This window comes from Halobacillus sp. AWH4_228 (assembly GCF_056158365.1).
In genome coordinates this window covers 454,197-480,880 of sequence record NZ_JBSWTE010000001.1, presented here as the reverse complement: position 1 = coordinate 480,880, position 26,684 = coordinate 454,197, and the positions used below count along the sequence as shown (strand labels likewise).

The window sequence follows — 26,684 nt, the reverse complement described above, 5'->3', positions numbered from 1 at the left end:
AGGTCTCCTCATAGGACGGGAGACCTCCTTCACATTTAAGCCGCTTTTGATTTCCTGCCTCCGTGGCGTCGGTGATAGACGACATTGATTTCCGCACCGACCATTAAGATGATACCGGTCAGGAAGAACCAAAGCATAAGAATGATGACACCACCGAGACTTCCATACGTTGCAGAGTAGTTTCCAAAGTTCGTTACGTAAAACGAGAAAGCCAGGGAAATGACCTGCCAGAGAAGCGCAGTAATCACTGCCCCCGGAAGAATATGCTTGAATGGAATGTTCTTGTTTGGGGCGAAGTGATAAAGGGCCATCAATACGAGACCGATGACCGATATACTGATCACCCAGCGCAGCACCTGCATCAGTATTTCCGTCTGAGCTGGAAGGTTGATGAAATCAATCAAGACTTGTCCGAACACTGGGAGCGCAAGAGCGACGACAATCGCTACTATCATGCCTATCGTCAACGCGACCGCCAGCAGTCTCACTTTGATGAACGACCTCGTTTCTTCTACTTCATAAGCTTCATTGGCCGATTGTATGAACGCATTGATGCCACTGGAAGCGGACCAGAGCGTACCCAGAATACCAACTGTAAGAAGCCCCCCGTTCGGCTGTTCCACTACTGCAACGATATTTTCACGGAATACATCAACGGTGCCGCTCGGAAGAACGTTGCCCATGGCCTGGATCGCCGTTTCTGAATCAATATTCAAATAGGGGAGTATAGATAATAGCAGAATCAACATCGGAACAATGGATAGTAAGTAATAATAAGCCTGGGCAGCCCCAAGCAGAGGGACGTTATCTTTTTGAAATTCCTTGATGACCGCTTTCGTATAATCAATGATCTTCTTCAACGTTTCTCTCCTCCTTCACTCCACTTTAATAGTCTATCCCCCATTCAGGAGAATATTAACCTAGGAATGTAGGAGGTGAAGCTTTTTGGACGTGTCCTTCCTGCGTGAGGAGGATGGAATTTTCATAGTTTCCCTGTATTTGGCTACCGTCCTTCTGGATATGTGAAGACCTTCCTGTTGAAGCAGGAGGCGGCTGATGCTTTGGTCGGAATATGGTTTCCTTTTATTTTCCCCCTGGATCATCCCGGTGATCCTTTCTTTCACATAACCCGATGAATATCCTCTTCCGTCCTCCCCTTGATACCCCGTGACGAAAAAGCTTTTCAAGGGATACAGTCCTTTTGGTGTCTGCATGACTTTATTGGCAGCCGCACGACTGATGGTGGACTCATGCACACCGAGCTGACCTGCCACATTCTTCAGCGTCAACGGCTGCAGCGAACGGCCCCGGAAAAACTCCTGCTGATGACGGACGACGACCTCGGCCGTCTGCAGGAGAGTGTTCTTCCTGCTTTCCAGGCTTTGAATCAGCCATCGGGCCCGTTTATAGTCTTCTTCAAAAAAACCGGCGGCCTCTGCTTTGGTATCGTATAACTCAAGGAGTTCGTGGTCCCACCCAAGGTATTTCGTCATGGAATAAGGGTCGTGAAGCTGATACCCTTCTGCCGTTTCTTCCAATATTAAATCAGGCGGGAGAGATGGAATGGATGGAGATAAAGTGGAAGCCGGCGGTCTCGGATTCAACTGCTTTAACCGCAAAAGTGCTTCCTCTCCTTCCTTCCGCTGTATGCCTGCAGACTTTTCAATCTCCTCCCAGTTTCCAAGGGCCAGATCATCCAAGTGATGCCGGATGATCAGCGGCAGTTTTTCATCCTCAGGAAAGCGCCGGGCAGCCTGAAAAACCAAATACTCCCTTATGTTCCGGCAGCCTACACCTTCGGGATCCAGGTTGAACATAGACATGCGTATGCTCCTCGCTGATTCCACCGTCGTAAGAAAGGTTTCTGCTGTCTCCTCGTCCGATGCTTCACAAAAACCGTCATCATTCAGATGCCCTGCAAGAAAAATCAGCATCTCTTTCGTCTCTGCAGGCACCTCCAACAGCCGGATCTGGTCCTCTATATTATTCCTCCATGATGCTTGATCAGGAGTCATCTCTTCCATAAAATTCATCGATGCACCTTGCTTGTAGAACATGGATGAAGCGTCGACAGAAAAATGAAGGAGCGGGTTTTCATCAACCTCCCGCTGCACATACTCCCATAACTCACCCGCTGAATATTGAAGCATTTGAACGGCCTGGCGCATTTCCGTTGTCATAAATAAACCTGTCGTTTGTTTCTGAACAAGCTCAAGCTTCATGAGAACACCTCTTTGGTAACGCTTTCATAATAATGTACTTCTATGATGCTTGAACGGCAGTCATTTTTCAATAGCAAAAGCCTTCTTCCTTTATACGGAAGAAGGCTGCAAAGGTCATAATACATGTTCAGCCAGTGTTTGTTGAACGGATTCGATCGGGCTGTCCTTCTTGAAAAGTTTTCCGATCGGCTCGGATGACCCTGAAATCCATATCTTCAGCTCAGCATCCATATCGAAGCTGCCCGCTGTTTCTACGCTGAAATGGGTGATGCTTTTATACGGGATGGAGTGGTACTCCACTTTCTTCCCCGTCATGCCCTGCTTATCCACGAGAAGCAGCCGTTTGTTTGTGAAGATAAACGAGTCGCGGAGCACTTTATAACCGCTCTCTACCTGCTCTCCACCGGCAAGGATATCTTTCAAATCCTTTTCAAGCTTCGTTACGTCCACTTCGGACGCGTTTCCCATTAATCCATCTAAGAAACCCATTGGTTACGCCTCCTATTTCATTAACCTTAGAATCATATTCTCTGACGGATCCAGTTTGATCGTCAGCCAGTTATTTTTCGAACTGAATATACTTTTCTTGTTCTCCAGCTGCTGCCATTTCCCTTTTTGAATGGGGATATTAATCTCCCGATTTTCCCGGAGGTTCCGGTTGAACAAAAAGAGAATCCGCTCGTCCGCCGCTTCATTTCCAAAATGGTCGACATTGTTTTCATTCCATCTCTCAAATCCGATAACATCATCATCCAGGGCAAAGGACTTCCAATGCCCTGTACGAAGAACATCATGCTCTTTCCGCCAACTCCCGATTTTGGTATACCAGTCAAGCAGTTCCTGGTTTTCTCTTCCCCACGGATAAGGTTTACGATTATCCGGATCTGCTCCGCCTGTCAGCCCGGCTTCATCGCCATAGTACAGGGAAGGCACACCCGGAAAAGCATAGATCCATAGACTGAGAGCCTTGATCTGCTTGAAGATGAGCTGCTCTTTCTGCTCATCGGAAAAGTCATCCGGCAGAAAGTCTGCCAGCATCGTATAAATTCTTTCGACATCATGACTGGAGAGCATGTTCATGACGGCATAGAAGTATTCTTTCGGATAGTGCTCACATAAAGTCATCAAGCGCCTGTGCACCGTGTAGGCATCCATGTCCCCTTTAATAAAGTCGAGCAGGATCCGCCGCATCGGGTAATTCATCACTGAATCCAGGACGCCCCCGAGAAAATAGTCGCGGCGTTTTCCATAGGCTGATTTGTTGGACGCATCCTCCCACACTTCCCCAAGCAGCACACTGGATGAATCCTTCTTCTTCAGCTGGGTGTAAATCTGCCGGATCAAGTCATCGGTCAACTCGTCCGCTACGTCAAGACGCCAGTGCTTCATCCCTGACTTCTGCCACGTTTTGATGACACTGTCTTCATCGTGAATCAGGAAGTTCTGGTAATCTTCATTTTCCTTCCGGAGTGTAGGGAGAGTCCCTACTCCCCACCAGGCATCATATTCGTTGGGATAGTTGTGGAATGTATACCAGCTGTAATAAGGGGAATTTTTGGATTGATAGGCACCAAGGGAGTCGTACTTCCCTTCCCGGTTGAAATAAATACTGTTGCTCCCGGTATGACTGAACACCCCGTCCAGCATAACTTCCATGCCTCGTTTTTCCGCTTCTTCAATCAGCACCTCGAAGTCTTCCTTTGTACCGAGCAGTTCATCAATCTTATGATAATCCCCCGTATCATACCGGTGATTGCTTTCGGCTTCAAAAATTGGATTCAAGTAAAGAACGGTAATGCCCAGTGTCTCGAGGTAATCAAGTTTTTCCGTAATGCCTTTCAGGCTGCCACCGAAAAAGTCCCAGCGGATGACTTCTCCTCGCTCATTGCGGATATAAACAGGGTCATTCTCCCAATGGGCATGTACAAGGCTCGTTTCCGGTGCTTTTTTCATATCAATGTCACCGGCTGCATAAAAACGGTCGGGAAATATTTGATACATCGTAGCATTCTTCCACCATTCCGGCGTTTCGTAAACAGGATCATAAACCGTAATCTGCCAGGAAGGGGGGATATGATCATAAATCCGGCCTTCCCCGCTCTCATTACTCCGCTCCCGTCCGTAAAAAAGGGTGCGGTCTTCGGAGATGATTTCAAAGAAATACCAGATCAGCTGTGGACTTTCCGGCATTTTTATAGTCGTTTCATATGTCGTGCACTGGTGTTCCTCGCTGCATACGTCCATTTCCTTCGTCTTTTCATGATCCGTACGGTCAAGGATATAGTGAAGGATGACATGGGATACACGATGGCGGTTGAGCACATCCAGTTTCAGTGTAACAGCAGAACCTTTCGGCGCAGCACCGAAAGGCTCTCTATAGGATTCCTCAAAGCTGTTATGATACATTTCCTTTTGTCTCACAAATCCGTCCCCCTATATAACTACTTCAGCGCCCCGACACGATTGATTTTCCAAATCTCCTCTGCGTATTCCTGGATCGTGCGATCACTGGAAAACACACCGGATTGGGCGATGTTTACGAGACTCTTCAAGTTCCACTGACGCTTTCGCTGATAATCCTGACTGACTTTCTTCTGAGCCAGCAGATAATCTGGAAAATCTTTCAGTACAAAGTACTCGTCATTATAGGTGACCAAAGCATCGTAAATGGCCTGGAATTCCGTTTCGCCTTTAGAAAAAGGACTGTAGTGAATCAATTCATCGAGAATACGGCGGATCCGGTCGTCATTATGATAAATCTCACTGGAAGAGTAGGAGCCTTGATTGTAATACTCCCAGATCTCCTCAGAAGTGAGACCGAAAATGTAAATGTTATCATCCCCGACGTGGTCGTGGATTTCGACGTTCGCCCCGTCCATCGTCCCCACGGTCACTGCGCCGTTCATCATGAATTTCATATTCCCTGTACCCGAAGCTTCCTTCGTAGCCATGGATATCTGCTCACTTATATTGGTCGCTGGAATGATTTTCTCTGCCATGGACACGGAATAGTTCGGAAGGAACACCACTTTTATATAATCGTTTACAGCAGGATCATTGTTGACCACTTCTGCAATACGGTTGATCAATTGGATGACCGTTTTCGCGAAATGATAACCCGGGGCAGCCTTGGCTCCGAAAAAGAAAGTCCTCGGTACCATTTCCATGGCAGGGTCTGCCTTCAATTCATTGTATAAATGCATAATATGAAGAGCATTAAGCAGTTGACGCTTATAACCGTGGAGCCGTTTAATCTGGACATCGAATATGGAGTGCGGATTGACGGTGATTCCCTGCGTCTGCTGCACCCACTCTGCAAATTCCACTTTATTCTGGTGCTTGATATCGTGAAGCTGATCAAGGAAGCTTAAATCATCTTTCCGGCTCATCAGCCGGCTTAACTGCTGCGGCTCGTGGATCCAGGTGTCGCCGATCGCTTCCGTAATGAGTGACGTCAGTTTACGGTTGCTGTGCATCAGCCACCTGCGGTGAGTAATTCCGTTGGTTTTATTGTTGAAGCGATCCGGGAATGTATGGAAGAATCGTTTCATTTCGCGATGTTTTAAAATTTCTGTATGGAGTTTTGCCACACCATTAATGCTGTGACTTCCGACAATGGATAAATGGGCCATTTTCACCTGACCGTCCGCTACGATGGCAAGGTCGGCAATGCGGTCGAAATCGCCTGGGTAAGTGCTCCACAGCTCCTGACAGAAACGCTCATTGATTTCATTGATGATCATGAAAATCCGTGGCAGCAGCGAGCGGACAAGACCTACAGGCCAGGACTCCAGCGCTTCACTAAGGGTTGTATGATTCGTATAGGAAACCGAGGACCGGGTGATCTCCCATGCCTCCTCCCAGCCGATTCCTTTCTCATCCATAAGGATCCTCATCAGTTCAGGAATGACGAGGGCCGGATGGGTATCGTTGATATGGAGGGCTGCTTTTTCAGGGAAGGAGGACCATGGCACTCCCAGTTTTTCAAAATAGCGGACAACCGACTGGACACCGGCGGAAACGAGGAAATATTCCTGCTTTAAGCGGAGGCGTTTACCGTCTTCTGTAGAATCATCCGGATATAGGAAATCCGAAATAGATTCCAGCGAACGTTTATGGCCGAGAAAATGACCGAACTCCCCTTCTTTTTCAGCACGGGACATTGTGTCTCCGACAGATGGTTCTGCGGACCACAACCGGAGCGTATTCACGGTTTCGTTTTTATATCCGGCAATCGGGACATCATAAGGCACCGCCTGGATCGGTTCGTAGTGCTCATACTTAAAATGCAGCTTTCCGTCCTTGTCACGTGTGGAAGATACCTGTCCGCCAAAACGGACTTCGATTGCTTCATCCGGGCGCCTTACTTCCCAGACGAAGTCTTTGGAAAGCCAGTAATCAGGAAATTCCACTTGTTTCCCGTCGATGATATGCTGATCAAACATGCCGTACTTATACCGGAGGCCATAGCCGTGACCAGCCATCTCCAAAGAGGCCAGGGAATCCAGAAAACAAGCCGCCAAACGGCCGAGACCGCCGTTGCCGAGTCCTGCGTCACTTTCCTTCTCTTCCAACCCGGACAGGGACAAACCAAGCTCCTCCAGTCCTTCTTCTACAAGTGTCAGAACATCCATGTTTAATAGATTGTTCCCAAGCAGACGCCCCATAAGGAATTCCATCGAGAAATAAAACACCTGCTTCGTTTTATTACGCTTGTAATGCTGCTGGGTGTGAAGCCATTTGGCATTGATTTTCTCCTGAATCAGCGTCCCTAACGCGCGGTAGGTATCATACTCCGAAGCTGTCTCCAGCGTCCGCCCATACCGGTCCTCCAACTGCTCCTTAAACGCGGCCTTGAATTCCTCTTTGCTACTGAACATCACCATAAAGGTTCCTCCTATCAGCTCTACCGGAACATCGTTTGATACAAATCCATGTACTGCTCCGCAGAGTTTTTCCAAGTGAACTTACTCTTGCAGATGTTTTTTACAAGATTCTGCCAAGAAGCAGGCTCCTGATAGAATTCGACGGCCCGGCGGATCGTGTACAGCATGTCGTGGGCGTTATAGTTTGTAAATGAAAATCCGTTCCCTTCCCCAGTCTCTTCATTATATGGCTGGACGGTGTCCACAAGTCCCCCTGTTTCCCTTACGATTGGAGCAGACAGATACCTTAAGGCAATCAGCTGACCAATCCCGCACGGTTCGAAACGGGAAGGCATGAGGAACATATCACTGGCCGCATAAATCTGACGGGATAATGGTTCTGAAAAACGGATATTCGCTGACATTTTTTCGGGGTGTCTGTGCTGTACCCATTGAAGCAGCTGCTCATATTGATATTCACCCGTACCAAGCAGGACGACTTGAACATCATCATGATAAAGCAGCTCGTCAATCACCCTTCCGATCAAGTCGAACCCTTTTTGTTCCACCAATCTGGAAACGATGCCAATCATCGGTACTTCCTTACGTACAGGCAGACCTAATTCAGCCTGCAGCCACATCTTGTTCTGAGCCTTCTTGATCAGGGAGCTGCGATACGGAAAAGCAAGGGCTTCGTCTTTCATAGGGTTATAGTTATGCTCGTCGATGCCGTTGACGATTCCGATTAATTCGTCAGTCCGTTTTCTAAGTACTCCGTCTAGGTTTTCCCCATAATAGGGCGTTTGAATCTCTTTTGCATAAGTTTCGCTGACCGTTGTAATAAAATCGGCGTAGTTCAAAGCACCCTTCATGAAGTTGATGTTCCCGAAAAATTCGAACGCATCATCTCTCATCATGCTTTCATCAAAGTCCATCAGATCATGCAGGACAGACTGCGGATAAATCCCCTGATACTTCAAATTATGGATCGTGAAGACCGTTTTCATACCTTGAAGCTTTTCCACATCCTTATAATGGGTATGTAGGTAGACAGGGATGAGACCGGTCTGCCAGTCATGGCAGTGCAGGATATCCGGAGTCCATTCCAGCGTGCAGATAAAGTCCATAACCGCTTTATTGAAGAAAACGAACCGCTCGGCTTCATCTCCATACCCATAAAGATTGGAACGTTTAAAATAATATTCGTTATCTATGAAATAGACGGGAATGCCCTCATAGTTGATATATTCGATTCCTGCATACTGGCTCCGCCACCCAAGCGTGATATCCAGTTCATCCAGGTGGGTCAGCTGTTCCTTCCAGTGATCATCCATGTTCTCATATTTCGGCAGGACGACACGGACATCGGCGCCCTGTTTCTTCAAGGCATGCGGCAGAGTACCGAGCACATCAGCAAGACCACCGGTTTTTACAAAAGGGGTGCATTCTGAACCAACCATTAAAATATTCACGTATATCCACTCCTTATCTTTGTTCAATCCATCACTTAACCATTGTTAAAGAAAAAGGACTGCCCGAGCGGTAAGGTCCAGACAGTCCCTGACAAAGGGGATTACATTGATCGCCGCTTCGCTAGTACGTACGGCTTTTCAGGTGCTCCAATCAGCGTCTTGCCACTGGAAATGGTGCAATCCTTATCAAGAATGACATTTTCCAGGACCGCTCCTTCTTCAATCTCGCAGCGCTGCATGATGATGGAGTTTTTAATGACCGCCCCTTCTCCTACTTTGACACCGCGGAACAGGATGCTGTCCTCGACTTCCCCTTCAATGACACACCCGTTGGCCACCATTGTATTTGTCACGTGTGATGACTGGGTATAATTCGATGGTGCTTCGTTTTTCACCTTCGTGAAAATCGGTGCATCCTCTTTAAATAACTCATCATGCTCAGAGGCATTCAACAACTTGGAGCTGTTGCGGTAATAACTTTCCACCGAATTGATCAGCGCATGAGTGCCGTGGTACTCATAAGCATTGATATGAATGTTCGGAAGCTTTCCTTTGATCCCATCCAGGAAGAAGTTGGAGCATCCATGGGCAATGCACTTCTCAATCAGATTGTATAGAAATTCCTTGTCAATGATGTACATATCCATATAGACGTTATGGCTGCTTCGATCATTGTGAATATTCGTCACACGGTTATTCCCATCGATATCGAGCTTGTGAGCGCGTTCATGCTCGGAATACATTTCGTCTACTTTTTTATAAATGACCGTTACGTCCGCCCCTGATTCCTTATGCTCCTGCAGGACATCCTGATAATCGATGTTGCAGATGTGCTGGGAACCGGAGATGACGATATAATCCGCCAGCGTCCGGTTGATGAAATCGATGTTGTTATGGAAATGCTGCAGATCCCCGCGGGAAATATCGGTCGGATCATTCCAGTCAGGGGGCAGGATGAAAAGACCGCCCCGTTTGCGGTCCAGATCCCAGGCTTTTCCTTGTTCGAGATGGTCCATCAGCGAACGGTATTTTCTTCTTGCAAAGACAGCTACGGATTCAATCCGGGAGTTGGTCATATTGGAAATAGCGAAATCAATCATCCGGTAGCGTCCAGCAAAAGGAACCGCTGCCCCGCAGCGGAAGTATGTGAGTTCATCGAGCATATCCTGCTCATGGTCCAGGTTAATAATTCCAGCGATACGATCCATAATATCCTCCTCAAAAATCAGTTTGTAGCATAGCTTGTTGCCAGAACACTTCCTTCATCTGCCACCAGCGTGATTTCGCTGTCTGGTGAAGGATCACCGATCACGGCTCCATCCTCAATCACCGTTCCTTTGGAGATGATGGCACGGTTGATCGTGACATTTCTGCCGATTTTGACATCCGGCATGATGACAGAATCTTTCACAACGGAGGATTCACAAACGTGAACACCATAGAAAATCACCGATGTATCCACCTTGCCGTAAATCCGGCACCCTTCATTAATCAGCGCATTTTTCACAGAAGCTGACGGTGCAATATACTGCGGCGGCTGGTTTGGATTTTTAGAATAGATCCGCCATCTGGAATCACTGAGGTTCAATTCAGGATTCTTCTTAAGCAGGTCCATATTGGCTTCCCAAAGGCTGTCGACCGTTCCGACATCCTTCCAATAGCCTTCGAATGTATAGGCCATCATCTTTTTATAATCGTTAAGAAGAGATGGAATGATATCCTTCCCGAAATCATGGGAGGAATCTTCTTTTTCCGCATCATCAATCAAGTACTGCTTCAGTACATCCCAGCGGAAAATGTAGACGCCCATGGAAGCCAGGTTGCTCTTCGGATATTCAGGTTTCTCATCAAATTCTGTAATCTTCCCGTTATCGTCGGCGTTCATAATTCCAAAACGGCTCGCTTCCTCCCAAGGAACTTCAATAACAGAAATCGTCACGTCCGCATCCGTTTCCTTATGGTAATCAAGCATCGCACCGTAATCCATCTTGTAAATATGATCTCCGGACAGGACCAGCACGTGCTCCGGATCATACTGGTTCAGGAATTTCAGGTTGCGGTAGATGGCATTCGCCGTTCCTGTATACCATCCTCCGCCTTCCGACTGCATGAATGGAGGGAGCACCGACACGCCTCCGAATTTACGGTCCAGGTCCCATGTATCTCCAATGCCGATGTAATCATTTAAAATAAGCGGCTCGTACTGTGTAAGTACGCCGACTGTATCAATGCCGGAATTCGTACAATTGCTCAGCGGAAAATCAATGATCCGGTATTTACCGCCGAAATATACGGCAGGTTTGGCGATCTGTTTCGTCAATGATTTCAATCTGGTCCCCTGCCCACCAGCTAGAAGCATCGCTACACATTCTTTATTTTTCATGATTCTCCTCCTTGATTTACTGATGTTCTTTTCAGGAAGCTCACACCGAGCGGGGGAACCGTCATGGTGACATGCTGGTTCTGGCCCTGCCATGGAGAGGATATCGTGTCCAGGGGCAGTCCATTTCTCTGCCCGGAACCACCAAAGTGCTCCGCGTCACTCGAGAAAATTTCCTCGTATGAGCCTTGTTCAGGCACTCCGACTTTATAATCGTGGTAGACCTCCGGAGTGAAATTGCATACAATGACTAATTGATCGTTTGATGTCCGGCTGTTCCGTACAAAAGATATAATGCTCTGCTCGTAGTTATTCGGATCGATCCATGTGAACCCTTCTGGTTTATGATCGAGCTCCCATAATGCAGGCATCTCCTGATACATCTGGTGAAGCTGTTTCGTGTACTCCAAAATGGAGGAGTGGGAATCGTATTCCAGCAGCTCCCAGTCCAGGTCCTCCAAGTCCTTCCACTCGTCGAATTGTCCGAATTCACCTCCCATGAATAGAAGCTTCTTACCGGGATGGGCGTACATATAAGCGAGAAATGCACGCAGGTTGGCGAATTTCTGCCAATAGTCGCCCGGCATTTTATTTAATAACGATTTCTTTCCATGGACGACTTCGTCATGAGAAATCGGTAATACAAAGTTCTCGGAAAAGGCGTAATGAAGAGAAAAGGTAATTAAATTATGATGGTACTTCCGGTGGATCGGGTCCATTTCCATATACTTGAGCATGTCATTCATCCAGCCCATGTTCCACTTATAATTGAACCCGAGTCCGCCGATATGTGTCGGGGCACTGACAAGCGGCCAGGACGTCGATTCCTCCGCCATCATCAGCGTATCCGGAACTTCTTCAAAAACGGCTTTATTCATTTTTCTGATGAAGTCGATGGCTTCAATATTTTCACGCCCGCCGTATTCATTCAGCTCCCACTCTCCGTCTTCCTTACCGAAATCGAGATAGAGCATACTGGCAACAGCGTCCACACGCAGTCCATCCAGGTGATACTCTTTCAGCCAGTACACAGCATTGGAGATGAGAAAGCTCTGTACTTCGTTTCTGGCAAAATCAAACGTAAGCGTCCCCCACTGTGTTTTCTCAGCTTTACTAGGGTTGGCATATTCATAAAGCGCTTCCCCGTCAAACCTGCGAAGCCCGTGTTCATCCTTGCAGAAGTGGCCCGGTACCCAGTCCAATATGACACCGATTCCAGAATTGTGACATTGATCGACAAAATATTTGAAGTCATCCGGGGTGCCGTAACGGGAGGTCACGGAAAAGTATCCGGTCGCCTGATAGCCCCAGGAGCGGTCAAACGGATGCTCCGTCATGGGTAGAAGTTCGATATGGGTATAGCCGAGTTCTTTCACATAAGGAATCACCATATCTGCATATTCACGGAAATTGTAAAAAACCTCCGACTCTATGTACTTCCAGGACCCTAAATGAAGTTCATAGATCGACATGGGTGATTCATAGGGATTACGTCCTTTCCGCTGGTTCATCCAGTCATGGTCTCCCCATGCATAATCATCCAGCGGATAGACAACCGAAGCGGTATTTGGACGGAGTTCGCTTGAAAATGCATACGGATCAGCTTTCAAGCGGAGATGTCCGTGAGGAGTTAAAATTTCGTATTTATAAATCGTTCCTTTTTCCAGACCGGGAAGAAAGGCGATCCACACGCCGTTGTCATTGATCTTTTCCATTGGGTGTTCCCGTCCGTCCCAGTTGTTAAATGGACCGACGACACTGACCTTAACGGCGTTCGGAGCCCAGACCGCAAAACGGATGCCCTGCTCTCCGTTTCTCGTATCCGGATGAGCCCCCAGCAGTTTGTGGCTGTACCGGAGGTTCCCCTCATGGAATAAATAAATATCATGTTCTAAAGATGTATCCTGGACCACACCATCACTCCTCGTCTCAATAATCAAACTTTATGACTAGACCTGCTGCCTATCAATCAATTCGGAAACGTTTGTTATCTCCTATATTCATCATAAAATCACCTGTATAGATTTACAATTACAATTGATAAAAATATTCTGAAAAGTTTTGTCGAAAAATGTCGAATAACCATGGCATCCGTCCATTTGTTAATTTTTCGTTAAGAACCTTTATAAGTAAGCGTTTACATATTTTGTTCTATTCCCCGGCTCACAAAATTAGAAACCACCGATTCTCTGAGTCTATGGGCCCCCTCCTTTTATCTTCTATCATGGACTGGAAGATATTTTCTTTTCCAGAAGCGTTTCAGCAAAAAAGAATAGTGGTATAGCTTTTACAAACCGAATTTAAGAGAGGTGGAACGAGATGTCATTAGCAGGACTTGGACTACTCATCATCGCAATTGCATTTGCCTTCATCAGTATCTTTGTTGTGAAAACATTAAAGACAGCATCCCATACGATGTCCAGTGTTTCCAATACATTGGAGAAAGTGGAAGGCCAGATTCAGGGGATTACATCTGAATCAGAGAGCCTGTTGAAAAAAACCAATTCAATGGCGGCTGATCTTGAAGAGAAAACCCAGAGCATCAACGGCTTGATGGATGCCGTCAACAATGTGGGCTCGACCGTAGGAAATGTGAACAGTTCCCTTCAAGGGGTTTCAGAAAGTGTGGCCCACGCCTCCCACGAGCGTAATGAGAATGTCATTAAAGCCATGCAGTGGGGCGATGCAGCCATTGATTTATATGTGAAATGGAAACGAAAGAAAATAAAGGAGTGAGGTTGGCATGGATTTTCTAGGAATCGGCGTACTCATCATCGGAATCGCTTTTGCTGTGGTCTCTATTTTTCTTATTAAAGCTCTTAATAACCTTGCCGGTGTTTTAAGCGGGGTCCGCGAAACCGTGGATCAGCTCCCGGAACAGTTGGACTCCGTCATGAAGGAAACGACCGGCGTCCTGCATAACAGTAATGATACACTGGCCGATGTGAATGAAAAGATTAAAGCATTGAGCCCGTTATTCTATATCGTTGGAGATATTGGGGAATCCTCCAGGAAGCTCACTTCTTCTCTTGTAGATATGACCTCTTCCTTGAAGAATACCACCTTTGAAGGCGAACAAAAAATTAATGAAGAAGGCTGGCGGGGCATTTATGGAGCGCTTGCCATGACCTATTACCTGTCTCAGAAAAGAAAGGCGCTCAAATCAGCCGCCCAGCTGGACCGTACGACATCATGAAGACTCTTGAATGGATATCAGGATTGACGGCAGGAGCTCTGACAGGCGTACTTATCCACTCCCTTACGCGTGATCCATCCATTGCCAAAATGAAGGTGGAGCGTAAAAAGGGTGAATTTTACCAGGCAGGCAGAATTCAGTATGAAGACATTCAGACCGCCAGAGAAACAATGAGGAATGAAGCTCAAAAAAATATAAGGATAGAAAGGTGATTCAATTATGACAACTCAACAGACGACCAAAAAAAGCGGGAGCAAAAAGCTTCCTATCGCTATTGTAACCGGAGCTCTTATCGGAGGTGCGATCGTTCTGGCGAAAGACCCTGAACAACGCCGCCGTTTGAAAGAAGGATCCCGTGCCAAGAAGGATTCTGTAACGGAATACGCTTCCGAGGTAAAAGAAAATCCATCAGAGAAAAAAGATGATCTTGTTACACGTGTCCGCAATATCGTCAATATCGCATCTGAAGCCGCTGCCACAGTACAGGAGGTTTTCAACAACCAAGGCAGAGAAATCACCGACAAAGTGAAGGACATTAAAGAAGAGTCTGAAGAAATTGTTTCCACAGCTAAAGACGCCGGTGAAGAACTACAGGAAGTCGGAGACAAAGCCAGAGAAGCGAAAGAAGAGCTTTCCAGCGATGAGGAAGAGCAGACCACTCCAACAGCAGGAAAAACCTTCACCCCTTCCAACACACAGGACAACGTCACTGAAATCAATACACGCTCTTAATAGAAAAAGTCCCTGAGACAGCCGTCTCAGGGACTTTTTTTAGGAAACGCTGAGCTTCCCTTTACGAACAAATCATTCAATCAGCCATCGCTGTCAACTGCTGGGAAGAAGCCGCTACTTTACCAACGGCATCATTGATTTCATCAATAACGTGCGAAAAATGCTGCAGCTCCTCTTCCATACCTGCATTGTAGGCTTTGTTCTGCCCCATCGCCGTAACAATTTCCGTAAAGAAGTGATTGATCTGTTCCATACTGTCCGCACCCTCTGCAATCATCTCATCGATACTGCCTACATGACCAGACACGTTATGGATCTGTCCGCTTGTAGAATGAATCAACTGGGAAACTTCTGCAGCAGAGGTTTGTGTCTGCTCCGATAATTTACGTACTTCAGCGGCTACAACCGTAAACCCTGCTCCATGCTCCCCTGCGCGCGCAGCTTCAATCGAAGCGTTCAGGGACAACAGGTTGGTCTGTTCAGCGATGGAAGAAACGATCGTCACAATTTTACTGATTTCTTCAGCGATCCGGCTCAATTTTTCCATATCCCCGGAGATTTCCCTGATGGTCTGTTGAATCTGATTCATCTGCCGCTGGTGTACTTCCAACTGCTTCTTACCATCAAGCGACTGCTGCTCCACTTGGCGGGCTACCGCTGTTCCATTTTTAGAGTCGGTGACCATTTTTTCCGTTTGATCGGTCAGCTGTTCGGTAGAAGCACTGGCTTGCTGGGAAACAGCAGCCACTTCTGCGGACATCTGATCCACTTTCAGGTAAGCTTCTTCTCTTTTCTCTATTTCTTTTTCCCGTAAAGCATCCGCTTCTCTTTGAAACATTTCCAGGACGAGCTGCTGTTCGATGCTCAGTATTTTTGTCGTCGCTGCAACCGCCTGCCGGTAATCGTCTTCTTCCAAATGCCTGTCGTATACCTCCAGGAAGGAGAGCAGTAAATCCTGAAAAGCAGACATGTACCATTTAGGCTCCAATCCGATTTTCAAGTGTACCGCGGCAATACGCTTCCTTTTTTCAATATATGACTCATCGATGACGCCCGAAAACATCTCTTCCATATGAACAGCCAGTGTTTTCCGCAGGCGCTCAACGGTACTGTGTTCCTCAATCATTTTTTGAAGCGCCGGCTCACTTTCAAGATTCACGTAAAATTTCTTCACAACCGCTTCCATTTCCACGCTTACCAGCGGCTGCAGGTCCTGCAAAACAGCGAGGTCATCTGTCGTCAGCTGAATCATTTCACATTGACGATGAACAGCCGATCCTTCCGGGACGTCGATCACCCCTGTTCTTCCCTCTCCCAGCTTCTTACGCACGGCCTCTTTTCTCTTATTCCACCAACCCATTCTAAATCCCCCTGCATGTCTTTTTTTCTTATATCGTCGTCTTAGTAACAACAGTTAAGGGGGAAAGGGCTGCACTACTCCTCCAGATGGTTTTTGATTTTTTGCAGCATCTCCTGCATCTGCTTGATTTCTGTGGGTGTCAGCGGATGGGTCACTTCGCTTTCTAAATCGTAGCGGATATGCTGAAGCTGCTCCTTCCGCTCCTTACCAAGAGACGTTAAATGAATCAGTTTCGTGCGGGCATCCTTTTCAAGCGATGCTTTATAAACCAGATCCTTTTGGATAAGTATATCAATCAGCTTGGACAAAGAAGAAGCTTTGATTCCAAGCTCTTTTTGCAGATAGGACTGCGTCACCCCGTCCTTCTCATAAAGAACGAACATGACATTCACATGAGAAACGCTCAAATCTTCCTTTTGGAGCCTCTCGTTCTGAAGCTGTTTGATTGAATGGGATATTTTCTGAATCTGATAGCCAATATCCTCATTGTGTGATTCATTCATCGCGTTCACCCTTTCTGCCGCTATTTTATCACAAACCGACTGCATTGGATGATCATTTAATTAGTTTCCTAACTAAATATGTGTTATGATGATTTCCGAATGGCTAAAGGAGGTATGTACGATGAAACCATTATCCAAAGCGGGAGTATTTGCCTTAATGCTCGCGGCCAGTCTGACTGTCATGGTCGGCAGCGCCATTACTCCCGCCTTACTTGATATATCCCAGCACTACAATATGGAGGACTCAGCCGCCTGGTTGACGACACTCCCTTCGCTCGGCGTTGTCCTGTTCGCTCCGCTCGCCGGTAAATTCATCGACAAGTCCGGACCCTACAGGGCTTTGTGTACCGGGCTGATTTTATACGGAGCATTGGGGATAAGCGCCATCTGGCTGGACGGGACGGTGTTGGTCTTCGCCGACCGCATTCTCCTCGGCGGGGCAACGGCTGTCGTGATGTCTTCGGCTACCGGGCTGCTTGCCGAATTTTTTGAAGGAGAGCAGCGACTGAAGATGATGGCTCTGCAGGGCATGTCCATTGAAGCTGGAGGTATCATCTTCCTGAGTATCGGAGGCATCCTCGGAAGCTTCGGATGGCAGTTCCCATTCCTGTTGTATCTTCTCGGTTGGATCGCTCTTGTTTTTCTATTATCTTTCGTGCCCTTTACAAGAAAAGAAACCGGAGGGGAAGAGGAAGCCGATGGTGGAACTTCTTCCGAAAAAATCTGGCCGGTGCTGTTATCCGCTATGCTCGCCATGACCATCTTTTTTGTAACGATGGTCTCTGTGCCCTTTTACCTGGCTGAGCACTTTCACATGACTTCCACAGGAACGGGATACTTTTTGGCGATGATCTCTCTTGTGGCCGTCATATCAGCCAGTCAGATGCCTAAGGTGGTCAATAAAATCAGTGACTACTCCACGCTGATGACCGGGTTCTTTTTATTCGGAGGCGGCTATCTGCTGCTTGGGCTGAACCAGACCTCCCTCCTGCTTGCCGCAGGGGCGGGAATTTTGATTGGCTTTGGCTTTGGCTTTACCATTCCACTTGCCAACCACATGACCGTGGAAAAAAGCAGCGCCGCCAAGCGCGGGAAAAATCTCGCCTACTTTTCTTCCGCTGTTTTTCTTGGACAGTTTTTATCCTCTTTTGTAGACAGTATTTCCGACGATCTGTCCGTCGTCTATCTTTTAACGGCTTCGGCCGGATTGTTGATCAGCGCCATTTACTTCATCACAATGAAAAATGTGCGCACGGGAGTGCAGAAAAAGAAATCCCCTTCTGAAGGGTGACAGCAAAAGGCCTGTCCATGAATGGACAGGCCTTTACTTATGCGTCGCCTTTATAGCCAAGGCGGGCACGGTCGATATATTCATCCGGCTCGGAACCGAATTCAGTACTGTGATTCTTAAATTGAGCCAGCCGCCCGTTACGGTGCTCACCGTGACTATTGCGTTCCTTGAACTGCCGGTCGTGCTTCTTGTCCTTCTTGCTCATCCCAATCACCTCATGCAAGCTTAAGTGTTACACGCTTAGTTTGGGAAAAGCGGGCATCGCTTATGCATGGTGAAGAACGGTGGAACTTCCCCATTTCTCCAAATGCTTCCTGAATAAGGCCATCACCACAAGGTGTGCTTTCGCCTGGGTGTATTTATAGAAAAACCAGGGCAGCGAAGGCATGTAGTCGTGAATTGCTACAATGGCTTCCTGACGGCCGGGGATTTTCCTGAATTCCAGGCGGCCGCGCACATTTTTTCCGCTGTCGGCGAGCATACCTCCGGAAATGTAATAAAGAGCACGGTCCCCGGTACTTCTGTCTTTGGCATAATCGAAGGATAAAAGCGGAGACTGTTTAAAGACGACCCCGATTTTACAGCAGTTGTCTTCATCCACTTCCGTTTTCACCCACGGATTGAGTGTGTTTTCCAGCCATTTCACATAGTAACGTCCAACCCAGTCTGCATCATATCCTTCTGGAATCGGAATACGCTGGACAGACCGGACATCCTGCTGCATCGGTTGAAACATCGGAAGGGCTCTCTTTCCATCTTTGTTCTCTTCTTCCTTTGCAAGAGCTTCCCTGGCCGCCTCTTCAAAAGAAATGCGGCCTTCACTTAACCCTTCCACTTTATTTTCCTCTTGTGTGACCATAGGATGGGTCAAGCTTTCAATCAGGGGATAGACCATTTCCTTCGGCGAGCCCGTGACAAGACGCACCCACAATTTGGAGAGTTCAACGGTTAAAAAAGGAACGTTAATGGTGAGCGGCTTTCTACCCATCACAGCAGCCGTCCGTTTCATCATCGTCTCGTAGGTCATGACATCCGGACCGCCCACGTCTACCGGACGTCCTTTCACCTCTTCATTTCCAATGCTGCTGTCCAGGGCATGCAGCACATCCGGAAGGGCGATCGGCTGGGTCTTCGTCCGGGTCCATTTTGGCAGAATCATAAACGGCAGCCGTTTAACCAGCTTTTTCAGAATCGGGAAGGAAGATCCTTTCGGCCCCACAATCAGCCCGGCCCGGATCGTGGTCACGGGTACTCCGTAGGCTCCAAGAATTTCTTCCACTTCCAGTCGGCTCTTCAAGTGTCGGGACAGCTTTTTTTCCTGCTCCGGGATGATACCGCTCAAATAGATGATTTGGCGGACCCCTTGTTTCTTTGCAGCCTGGGCAAAGTTATCAGCTAAAATGACATCCATATCTTCAAACTTTCCCTGGGTCAGCTTCGCAGAAGGCAGCATGGAATGAACGAGGTAGACCGCGATGTCCGCCCCCTCCAGGCCTTTTTCAGCATCCACCATGGAGTAAAGGTCACAGGAACGCCATGTTACCTGCTCCTCATCTTCTTTTTGGTCACCACTTCTGGAAAGGGCAATGATGTCGGCGTGCTTTCTCAACTTTTCCATCAAGTTCTGTCCTATATATCCACTCGCGCCTGCAAGCGCAATGACCGGTCTTTGTTCTGCCATGCTCGTCACGTCCTTTCAGGTATAATGTACGTGTACCCCGTCTGTCATCACTCTTAACCCTTCAAGAACGTATATAAAAAAGGTGAACCACCCACACAGGCGGTCCCCCCTTCTCACATTGTCCAGATTCGCATCCAATTTTCCCACTTTGGAAAGAGCATCCACTTTTATCTTCCCTGAATGAAATAGCACACCGGTACTGTAGAGACACCTTTCCGCCCCCCCTCGTGTTACGTGGAGCGTTCGCTGGTGACGCCTGCGGGAACAGCGCGAGCCGAAGATCCACTGGATCAAGTGTTCTTCTTGATCCAGTTAGCTGAGGCCGTGCCCGCGGCAAGCATCCACCGATAAGCGGAGCGTACCCATCACTCTTATGTGCAGATCGGTCACGACCTTAGTGCTGACTGGTAACGTTTGTAGTAGTGTTCGACGTTATTCAGGAGCAGGAGTTCAGTATAAAGGTACGCCTTCATGTTGAAGTCCTGGAAATCGATGGTCGTCATTTCCTGGATCTGTTTAATCCGGTAATTGAGTGTATTGGGGTGGATAAACAACTCGCCGGCGGTCTGCTTTCCTTTCCCATTGTTAGCAAGATAGGTTTCCAATGTGAGCAGAAGTTCCGTCTGTTTATCCATATCATTTTTCATCAAGGCCAGCAGATCTTCACTGTAATAATCCTCGGAACTGTTTTTTTCATAAAGGGCGGCCAGGTATCTGTACAGGCCGAGTGTCGCGAATTCCCGCGGCATCGTTTCCGGGCGCGGGTTAATGAAGTTGGCCGTTTCAATGACCTCGAGCGCCTCCAAAAAACTTTTCCTCATCAAGGACAGTGTTGTATATTCCTTGCCGACGCCAATCAGGAAATGATAAAACGCTTCTTCCCCTGTTTCTTTTTTGACTTCCTCAATAAAATCCCTCGCTGTCGTTCTTGATGAAAAGCGGTCGGACGCCCTTCCCTCCACGAGCAGAATAAGCTGGAATTCTGTTTTCAGCACATACATCGGACGCGTGATCCGGAAGCGGTGCACCGTTTGTAGAAGATCATCAAGCATGCTCTTATATTGAGGTGCGGTGACCGAAAAAACGACGACGGAAAAACGTTCGGCCAGATTCAGTTTGGCGAGGGCGGCTTCGTGACGGAACTGGCTTTCACTGCCGTACTCATGCTGCAGCAGCTGCCACAATAGCTCCTCTTTCCGTCCTTCCTTAGCATTGTCTCTCATGAACTGATCATAAATGAGTCTGCCTATATGATTGGTGATGTCTTCAAGGAACTGAAAGTCCGCGTCATCCAGCAGCAGACCGGCCTCCTGCACCCAGACATACCCCATCGTATGATTCAGGTGCCTGGCTGCCACGACGACACGCTGCTGGAAGCCAAGCTCTTCCATCGGATGGACACGGATCGGGTCCGGCTGCATTTCCAGGCGCTGGACGATGCCCTCTTTTTTCAACCGGTCAATAATGAAGATCGGGCATTTTTTGGATAGAATGGTTTTCTGCTGAGTTTGATCGAAATCATCATGAGTGGAGCTGTAGGCGATCAATTCAAAGTTTTTGTTTTCAATAATCACAGGCTTACCGAGTCTGGAGCTCAGCAGCTCCGTCGCTTTATGGATATCTTCTGCCTGCAGAATCCTATCTTTAACTTCCATGGGAATCCTAACCTTTCTAAGTAGGCTGAATGTCTTCATTCGTTACCCTCCATTATATCGGTTGTCACTGGAAAGAAAAAGAAAATGGTCAAAGGGGCGGGAAAAAGAGCCGACTTCCTTCAAATAAAAAAGGCTCCCCTGAACGGAGAGCCTTTATGAGCATGGTTTAAAACATCTCGGAAATGGTTTTCGCCTGCATGTGAAGGGCAATATAATCAGGCCCGCCGGCTTTAGAATCTGTACCGGACATCTTGAAGCCGCCGAACGGCTGGTAACCGACAATGGCACCTGTGCAGTTACGGTTGAAATAAAGATTTCCGACGTGAAAATCGTATTTCGCTTTTTCAAGGTGGTCGCGGTTATCGGAAATGACAGCACCTGTGAGGCCATATTCGGTGTTGTTGGCAATATCAATCGCTTCATCAAAGTCTTTCGCTTTTGTAAAGCAGACGACAGGTCCGAAGATTTCCTCCTGCTGCATGCGGGAATTTGGATCAAGATCGGCAAAGATGGTCGGGTTGATGAAGTACCCTTTGGAATCGTCTCCTTTGCCGCCGGTGACAAGGCGACCTTCCTCCTTGCCGATTTCCATATAGCTCATGATCTTGTCATAAGCTCCCTGATCGACGACAGGCCCCATGTAGACATTCTCTTCAGAAGCGTTGCCGACCGTTAGTTTTTCAGTGGCTGCTTTGACTTTCTCCAGTACTTCGTCATACACATCTTCGTGAACGACGGCACGGGAGCCGGACGAGCATTTCTGTCCGGAAAAGCCGAACGCCGAAACGACGATGGCATCGACAGCTGTATCAATGTCTGCCTCTTTGTCAACGACAACCGTATCCTTACCGCCCATTTCAGCAATCACCTGTTTCAAGTGATTCTGGCCTGGCTGGCGTACGGAAGCCCGTTCCATGATACGCAGACCGACATCGCGGGAGCCCGTAAAGGAAATCAATGCGGTTTTCGGATGATCGACGAGATAGTCGCCGACTTCGCCGCCGCTTCCCGGCACAAAGTTCAGGACGCCTTTCGGCAGACCGGATTCCTCCAGGACCTCTACAAACTTAGCAGCGATGACGGCACTGTTACTGGCCGGTTTCATAACCACCGTGTTTCCGGCAACGAGCGGAGCGACGGTTGTACCAGCCATGATGGCGAGAGCCAGGTTCCAAGGAGGGATGACGACCGCTACTCCAATCGGCTGGTAGACATAGCGGTTTTCCTCTCCCGGGCGGCTTTCTATTGCTTTTCCTTCTTTCAGTTCAATCATCTGACGGCCGTAATACTCAAGAAAATCGATCGCTTCAGCTGTATCTGCATCGGCTTCCTTCCAAGGCTTACCAACTTCATAAACGAGATAGGAAGAGAACTCGTGCTTACGGCGGCGGATTTTGGAAGCAGCGCGGAATAGAATTTCTGCACGTGCCCTTGGATCCCATTTTCTCCAGTCTTCAAAAGCGTCGGACGCAGACTGTACCGCTTTTTCCGCCAGCTCCTGATTCGCTTTTGAAATCGTACCCACAACCTGCTTCGTGTTCGCCGGGTTGGTGGACGTAATCGTATCATCGGTCCGGACACGCTCTCCGTTAATCAGAAGGTCATGGTGCTGCCCCAGCTGCTCCTTGACCTGCTTCAATGCATCTTCAAAGGCTTTCTTGTGCTCCTGCTGTTCAAAATCCGTGAATGGTTCGTGTTTGTAAGGCTGTACCATAATAATATTCCCCTTTCTGATTGTGTGGTTTTATTTAGAGAAAATCCCTTTAACGGCAAAGGCAATGTTGGCCGGACGCTCGGCTAAGCGCCGCATGAAATATCCGTACCAGTCCTCACCATAGGGAAGATACACGCGTACTTTATATCCTTCTTCCACCAGATCCTTCTGCATTTGGTTTCTCATGCCGTACAGCATTTGAAACTCAAACTGTTCACGTGGGATGTTGTGCTCTTCTGCGAGAGCCTTTGTATACTCCACAATCCGGTCATCATGACTGGCCACAGCCGTGTAATGTCCGTTCAGAAGGTTTTTCTTGATCAGGTGCTTCAAATTATCATCCACCAGCTTTTTCTCGGAAAAGGCGACTTTCGGTGATTCTTTATAGGCCCCTTTTACAAGACGAAGATAAGGATCGCAGTCATTCAGGGCATCCAGATCTTCATCAGAACGGTATAAGTAAGATTGAACGACCGTGCCGAGATTTGGATACTTCTCCTTCAATTCTCTATAAATATCAAGTGTCTCCCCGCATCTGGAGGAGTCCTCCATATCGATGGTGACCGTAATATCGTGCTTCTCCGCTTCCTTCAAGATCAGGGACAGATTCTCGATAACGAGGTCCCGGCTGATATCAAGCCCGAGGGAAGTAAGCTTCAGTGAAACTTCCGATCGGAGTCCTCCGGAAGCAATCTGCTGGATGGTCCGGATACACTCCCCGGCGCGGTCTCTCGACTCGTCTTCACAATCAACAAATTCCCCTAAATGGTCTACAGTGACCTCGAGCCCGTCATGGTTTAACTGCTGTATAATTGGAATTGCGTGGGAGAACGTCTCTCCCCCCACGATCTTGTCAGCCCCGAACTTAGCGCCAAAACGCTTTGCAAAGCGATCTAACAGCTTGTTGTTGGAGAGGTATAAGAAAAAATTCTTGCTGATGGCTTCCAAGAACACCACACCCTTTCATCATTCTCCTATCGATTACCATGCGGGCCGTTTAGGTGGAATGTCGTATTTTAATTGTTAAGAAAATTGTAACGAATAACGCTTACATTATACAACGTGCACCAACCACAAAGATAAGCACGGTAATTTAGTGTTTAAACACAACGGATGGCTTTTTACACTCCATATATTATATTGATAAAATAAATAAGACCCACCGGATGAATCATTCCGGGGGTCTTATTCACTTTTCATGCTACGCTTTTTTCCAATAGGCCGCTTCCTTGTTGGAGCGGATCGGCGGGAACTGATCCCCGTTTTCCAGTTCAATATGTTTTTCATCTTCGGTTACGTCGTTCTCACTACCCCCATCAACTAACCCATCAAATTGATATGTTCCTTTTTCAGGTGCTTTTTCGCCAGTCTTAAAACGGTCTGCCATCTTAAAAAACTCCTTTCAAAAAGTTGGTTGTTGTTGTGTACACATCCTTTATATATCACAGAAATTCCCATGATAAACATTTTTCTCATATAAAAAAGTGTAAAAGTCTTACAAATTATAGAGGACCCTCTCCCAACCCGCCCGGAGTTGGATTGGTTTACATGGACACAGGCCGGATACTACCGGCGATGTCACAGACACCTCCGATATCAAACGGGTGGTCGAGACCATCTACAATGACTTCGGACAAATCGATATTCTTGTAAACAATGCAGGAACAGCCGCGTTCAAAGATATCAACAATCTGACCGAAGAGGATTGGGACACAGTGATGAACACGAATGCCAAATCCATCTTCTTCATGACTCAGGCCGCTGCCCCTTATATGAAAGAACAGGCATACGGACGCATTATCAACACAGCGTCTGTTGCCGGTGAAGTGAGCCTGTCCTTCAGCTCTGTGTACGGCACAAGTAAGGCAGCAGCCATCCACCAGACGAAGCAGCTCGCCCTTGAGCTTGCGCCTTACAACATTACGGTGAACGCCATCAGCCCATGGTTCTTCAAAACGGATTTGAACGAAGAGGCACTTGCCGATGACAGCTTCCGTTCTGCCATTGAAGATCGTTCTCCAATGAAACGTCTCGGACAGCTGGAAGAGCTTCAGTCCTCCATTCTGTACCTCGCTTCTTCAGGTTCCAGCTATGTATCCGGCCAGAATATATTCATCGACGGCGGGATGACGTCCTACGGTTTATAAGAAGAAGCGGAAAATAGAACTCATAGAAACAAAAAGACTCTCCTCTGTGTATGCAGAGGAGAGTCTTTTTTCATCCATTTGTTATTTCATGACAAGGACCGGACACGAGGCCTGTTGGACGACTTTGCTGCTCACACTTCCGAGCAGCATTTTTTTCATGTTTCCGAGACCGCGGCTTCCGATAATAATGAGGTCCATGTCGTGCTTATTGGCATAGGCAACAATCTGGACGGCCGCGTTTTCTTTCACAGGGCTGACTACAACTTCTGTAATGACATCGATGTTGTGAGATTTGAATTCCTGTTTGAGCTCTTCCATTTCCGATTGAAACCGGTCGGCCATTTCCCGGCCAAGACTTTTGGATACGGCAGCGTTTGTAGCCGGCCCTGTTGGTGTGACGACAGCAAGCAGGTGAATCTCGCGCTGTGGAGCTTCCACCGCCTGAAGATTCGCCTCGGCCACAGCTCTTTTACTCATTTCACTTCCATCATAGGCAACAAGAATGCGTTTTGTAGTCATAGAAAAACCCTCCCGATCAAGATGGTATTCACACTTCTATCATACCACGTTGTAAGCGCTCGCTTAAGAGGATAGGTCTATTTTCTATCCGTTATGACCAAAATGATGGAAGAAACGTAACAAGGAGCTGAAATTAATGAGCCGCTTTGATATTGTTATGCACTATTCCTATTCAGCCATCATGTTTATTGGAGCTGTCACCTTTTTTATATGGAGCCAAAAGCCACGCGGAGTTTCCAAGGGAGAATACATCATTGCGATGATCATTCCTCTTTGGTCAGGAACCGCCTACTTATCCATCGCCCTCGGTCAGGGGGTTTTACTGGAGCCGGATCAAACCATTTACTTTGCCCGCTACCTGGACTGGGTGGTCACGACCCCTCTCCTGCTGCTGGCGCTTGCATTGACAGCGATGTTTTACGAGCCGAAAAAAGATAAGGCCCTGATCGGCGGTCTGATTACAGCCGATGTGTTTATGATCTTAACCGGACTGATCGCTGATTTTTCGAACGATACGCTGAAATACGTCTGGTACGGACTTGGAATAGCCGCCCTTTTCATTGTTTTGTATATCATCTGGTATCCCCTGCGGAAGATGGCTGCCAAGAGCGGGGATGGTCTGAAACGTCATTATGGGCGGATGGCCGCCTACTTGACGTCTTTCTGGGTGCTCTATCCGACGGCGTGGGTTCTCGGCCCTTCAGGTGTAGGGGCATTTGAAGAAGTCATGGAGATTACAGCATTCATCGTGCTACCAATCCTCTCCAAGCTTGGGTTTACGCTGCTTGATTTAAGAGGGCTCCGCAGGTTGAGAACCCCCGGCGTGGACGCCTGACGACCTGTTCCACGTGAAACACATCCAGAAACAGGGAAACACCCATGACAAGTGTCATATAAAAGTGCTGACGTTTATGTCTTCTGATACGTCTCCTTTTCCCCTATTGTTA

General features: G+C 47.7%; 25 protein-coding genes. 7 read left to right on the top strand and 18 right to left on the bottom strand.

The features are described from left to right. Positions 1-35: 35 nt before the first annotated feature. The 9 genes from ACXADP_RS02485 to glgB form a co-directional block, all read right to left on the bottom strand. Positions 36-860, bottom strand: coding sequence for a YihY/virulence factor BrkB family protein (locus tag ACXADP_RS02485; RefSeq protein WP_474970742.1), 825 nt, complete (start codon positions 858-860; stop codon positions 36-38). Positions 861-920: 60 nt separating this feature from the next. Next, complete coding sequence (gene rpoN, locus ACXADP_RS02480) at positions 921-2,222, bottom strand: RNA polymerase factor sigma-54 (protein ID WP_474970741.1); 1,302 nt, start codon at positions 2,220-2,222, stop codon at positions 921-923. A 114-nt stretch (positions 2,223-2,336) separates the two neighbouring features. Next, the gene (locus ACXADP_RS02475) at positions 2,337-2,711 is read right to left on the bottom strand and encodes a PH domain-containing protein (RefSeq protein ID WP_027956766.1); all 375 of its coding nucleotides are present in this window, start codon (positions 2,709-2,711) and stop codon (positions 2,337-2,339) included. Between the two features lie 12 nt (positions 2,712-2,723). Beyond that, complete coding sequence (locus ACXADP_RS02470) at positions 2,724-4,643, bottom strand: glycoside hydrolase family 13 protein (protein ID WP_474970740.1); 1,920 nt, start codon at positions 4,641-4,643, stop codon at positions 2,724-2,726. 20 nt (positions 4,644-4,663) lie between these two features. Further along, positions 4,664-7,102 (bottom strand): glycogen/starch/alpha-glucan phosphorylase, encoded by a 2,439-nt coding sequence (locus tag ACXADP_RS02465; protein WP_474972286.1) that lies wholly within the window; start codon positions 7,100-7,102, stop codon positions 4,664-4,666. Positions 7,103-7,128: 26 nt separating this feature from the next. Beyond that, positions 7,129-8,559: a glycogen synthase GlgA gene (gene glgA / locus ACXADP_RS02460; protein ID WP_474969986.1), complete on the bottom strand. Its 1,431-nt coding sequence runs from the start codon at positions 8,557-8,559 to the stop codon at positions 7,129-7,131. 101 nt (positions 8,560-8,660) lie between these two features. Next, positions 8,661-9,767 carry a glucose-1-phosphate adenylyltransferase subunit GlgD gene (gene glgD, locus ACXADP_RS02455; RefSeq protein WP_474969987.1) on the bottom strand — a complete coding sequence of 369 codons (1,107 nt, stop codon included), beginning with the start codon at positions 9,765-9,767 and terminating at the stop codon, positions 8,661-8,663. A gap of 17 nt (positions 9,768-9,784) precedes the next feature. Then, positions 9,785-10,942, bottom strand: a complete 1,158-nt coding sequence (locus ACXADP_RS02450; protein ID WP_474969988.1) for a glucose-1-phosphate adenylyltransferase — start codon at positions 10,940-10,942, stop codon at positions 9,785-9,787. Then, entirely contained in the window at positions 10,939-12,852 is a 1,914-nt protein-coding gene (glgB, locus tag ACXADP_RS02445) for a 1,4-alpha-glucan branching protein GlgB (protein WP_474970739.1), read from the bottom strand. Before glgB ends, ACXADP_RS02450 begins: the two co-directional genes overlap by 4 nt. Positions 12,853-13,258: 406 nt before the next feature. Here glgB and ACXADP_RS02440 point away from each other — a divergent pair, with 406 nt between their 5' ends. Genes ACXADP_RS02440 through ACXADP_RS02425 form a run of 4 tightly spaced genes read left to right on the top strand, consistent with a single transcriptional unit; the run spans position 13,259 to position 14,867 of the window. Beyond that, entirely contained in the window at positions 13,259-13,675 is a 417-nt protein-coding gene (locus tag ACXADP_RS02440) for a DUF948 domain-containing protein (protein WP_474969990.1), read from the top strand. 7 nt (positions 13,676-13,682) lie between these two features. Then, positions 13,683-14,135, top strand: a complete 453-nt coding sequence (locus ACXADP_RS02435) for a DUF948 domain-containing protein (RefSeq protein ID WP_027956774.1) — start codon at positions 13,683-13,685, stop codon at positions 14,133-14,135. Then, positions 14,132-14,347: a hypothetical protein gene (locus ACXADP_RS02430; protein ID WP_474969991.1), complete on the top strand. Its 216-nt coding sequence runs from the start codon at positions 14,132-14,134 to the stop codon at positions 14,345-14,347. Before ACXADP_RS02435 ends, ACXADP_RS02430 begins: the two co-directional genes overlap by 4 nt. Positions 14,348-14,354: 7 nt before the next feature. Continuing rightward, positions 14,355-14,867: a hypothetical protein gene (locus ACXADP_RS02425; protein WP_474969992.1), complete on the top strand. Its 513-nt coding sequence runs from the start codon at positions 14,355-14,357 to the stop codon at positions 14,865-14,867. A gap of 76 nt (positions 14,868-14,943) precedes the next feature. On the opposite strand, the gene ACXADP_RS02420 is transcribed toward ACXADP_RS02425, so the two are convergent. Next, positions 14,944-16,227 carry a protoglobin domain-containing protein gene (locus ACXADP_RS02420; protein ID WP_474970738.1) on the bottom strand — a complete coding sequence of 428 codons (1,284 nt, stop codon included), beginning with the start codon at positions 16,225-16,227 and terminating at the stop codon, positions 14,944-14,946. Positions 16,228-16,301: 74 nt separating this feature from the next. Next, positions 16,302-16,730 (bottom strand): MarR family winged helix-turn-helix transcriptional regulator, encoded by a 429-nt coding sequence (locus tag ACXADP_RS02415; protein ID WP_474969994.1) that lies wholly within the window; start codon positions 16,728-16,730, stop codon positions 16,302-16,304. Between the two features lie 121 nt (positions 16,731-16,851). Between ACXADP_RS02415 and ACXADP_RS02410 the strand changes: the two genes are divergently transcribed. Beyond that, the gene (locus ACXADP_RS02410) at positions 16,852-18,021 is read left to right on the top strand and encodes an MFS transporter (RefSeq protein WP_474969995.1); all 1,170 of its coding nucleotides are present in this window, start codon (positions 16,852-16,854) and stop codon (positions 18,019-18,021) included. Between the two features lie 37 nt (positions 18,022-18,058). Here ACXADP_RS02410 and ACXADP_RS02405 read toward each other — a convergent pair whose 3' ends face one another. The 6 genes from ACXADP_RS02405 to ACXADP_RS02380 all read right to left on the bottom strand — a co-directional run bounded on the left by ACXADP_RS02405 (position 18,059) and on the right by ACXADP_RS02380 (position 24,458). Beyond that, positions 18,059-18,226 (bottom strand): hypothetical protein, encoded by a 168-nt coding sequence (locus tag ACXADP_RS02405; protein ID WP_474969996.1) that lies wholly within the window; start codon positions 18,224-18,226, stop codon positions 18,059-18,061. Between the two features lie 60 nt (positions 18,227-18,286). After that, positions 18,287-19,702 (bottom strand): NAD(P)H-binding protein, encoded by a 1,416-nt coding sequence (locus ACXADP_RS02400; protein WP_474970737.1) that lies wholly within the window; start codon positions 19,700-19,702, stop codon positions 18,287-18,289. Between the two features lie 386 nt (positions 19,703-20,088). Further along, entirely contained in the window at positions 20,089-21,396 is a 1,308-nt protein-coding gene (locus tag ACXADP_RS02395; protein ID WP_474970736.1) for a PucR family transcriptional regulator, read from the bottom strand. A gap of 127 nt (positions 21,397-21,523) precedes the next feature. After that, the gene (gene pruA / locus ACXADP_RS02390) at positions 21,524-23,071 is read right to left on the bottom strand and encodes an L-glutamate gamma-semialdehyde dehydrogenase (RefSeq protein WP_474970735.1); all 1,548 of its coding nucleotides are present in this window, start codon (positions 23,069-23,071) and stop codon (positions 21,524-21,526) included. A gap of 30 nt (positions 23,072-23,101) precedes the next feature. After that, positions 23,102-24,019 (bottom strand): proline dehydrogenase family protein, encoded by a 918-nt coding sequence (locus ACXADP_RS02385; RefSeq protein WP_474970734.1) that lies wholly within the window; start codon positions 24,017-24,019, stop codon positions 23,102-23,104. 253 nt (positions 24,020-24,272) lie between these two features. Beyond that, positions 24,273-24,458: a YjzC family protein gene (locus ACXADP_RS02380; protein WP_027956040.1), complete on the bottom strand. Its 186-nt coding sequence runs from the start codon at positions 24,456-24,458 to the stop codon at positions 24,273-24,275. 151 nt (positions 24,459-24,609) lie between these two features. Here ACXADP_RS02380 and ACXADP_RS02375 point away from each other — a divergent pair, with 151 nt between their 5' ends. Then, positions 24,610-25,218 (top strand): SDR family NAD(P)-dependent oxidoreductase, encoded by a 609-nt coding sequence (locus tag ACXADP_RS02375; protein ID WP_474972285.1) that lies wholly within the window; start codon positions 24,610-24,612, stop codon positions 25,216-25,218. 81 nt (positions 25,219-25,299) lie between these two features. Here the strand turns inward: ACXADP_RS02375 and ACXADP_RS02370 are convergent, their stop codons facing one another. Continuing rightward, positions 25,300-25,737, bottom strand: coding sequence for a universal stress protein (locus ACXADP_RS02370; protein WP_474970001.1), 438 nt, complete (start codon positions 25,735-25,737; stop codon positions 25,300-25,302). A 136-nt stretch (positions 25,738-25,873) separates the two neighbouring features. Here ACXADP_RS02370 and ACXADP_RS02365 point away from each other — a divergent pair, with 136 nt between their 5' ends. Beyond that, positions 25,874-26,572 carry a bacteriorhodopsin gene (locus ACXADP_RS02365; RefSeq protein WP_474970733.1) on the top strand — a complete coding sequence of 233 codons (699 nt, stop codon included), beginning with the start codon at positions 25,874-25,876 and terminating at the stop codon, positions 26,570-26,572. Positions 26,573-26,684: the final 112 nt, after the last annotated feature.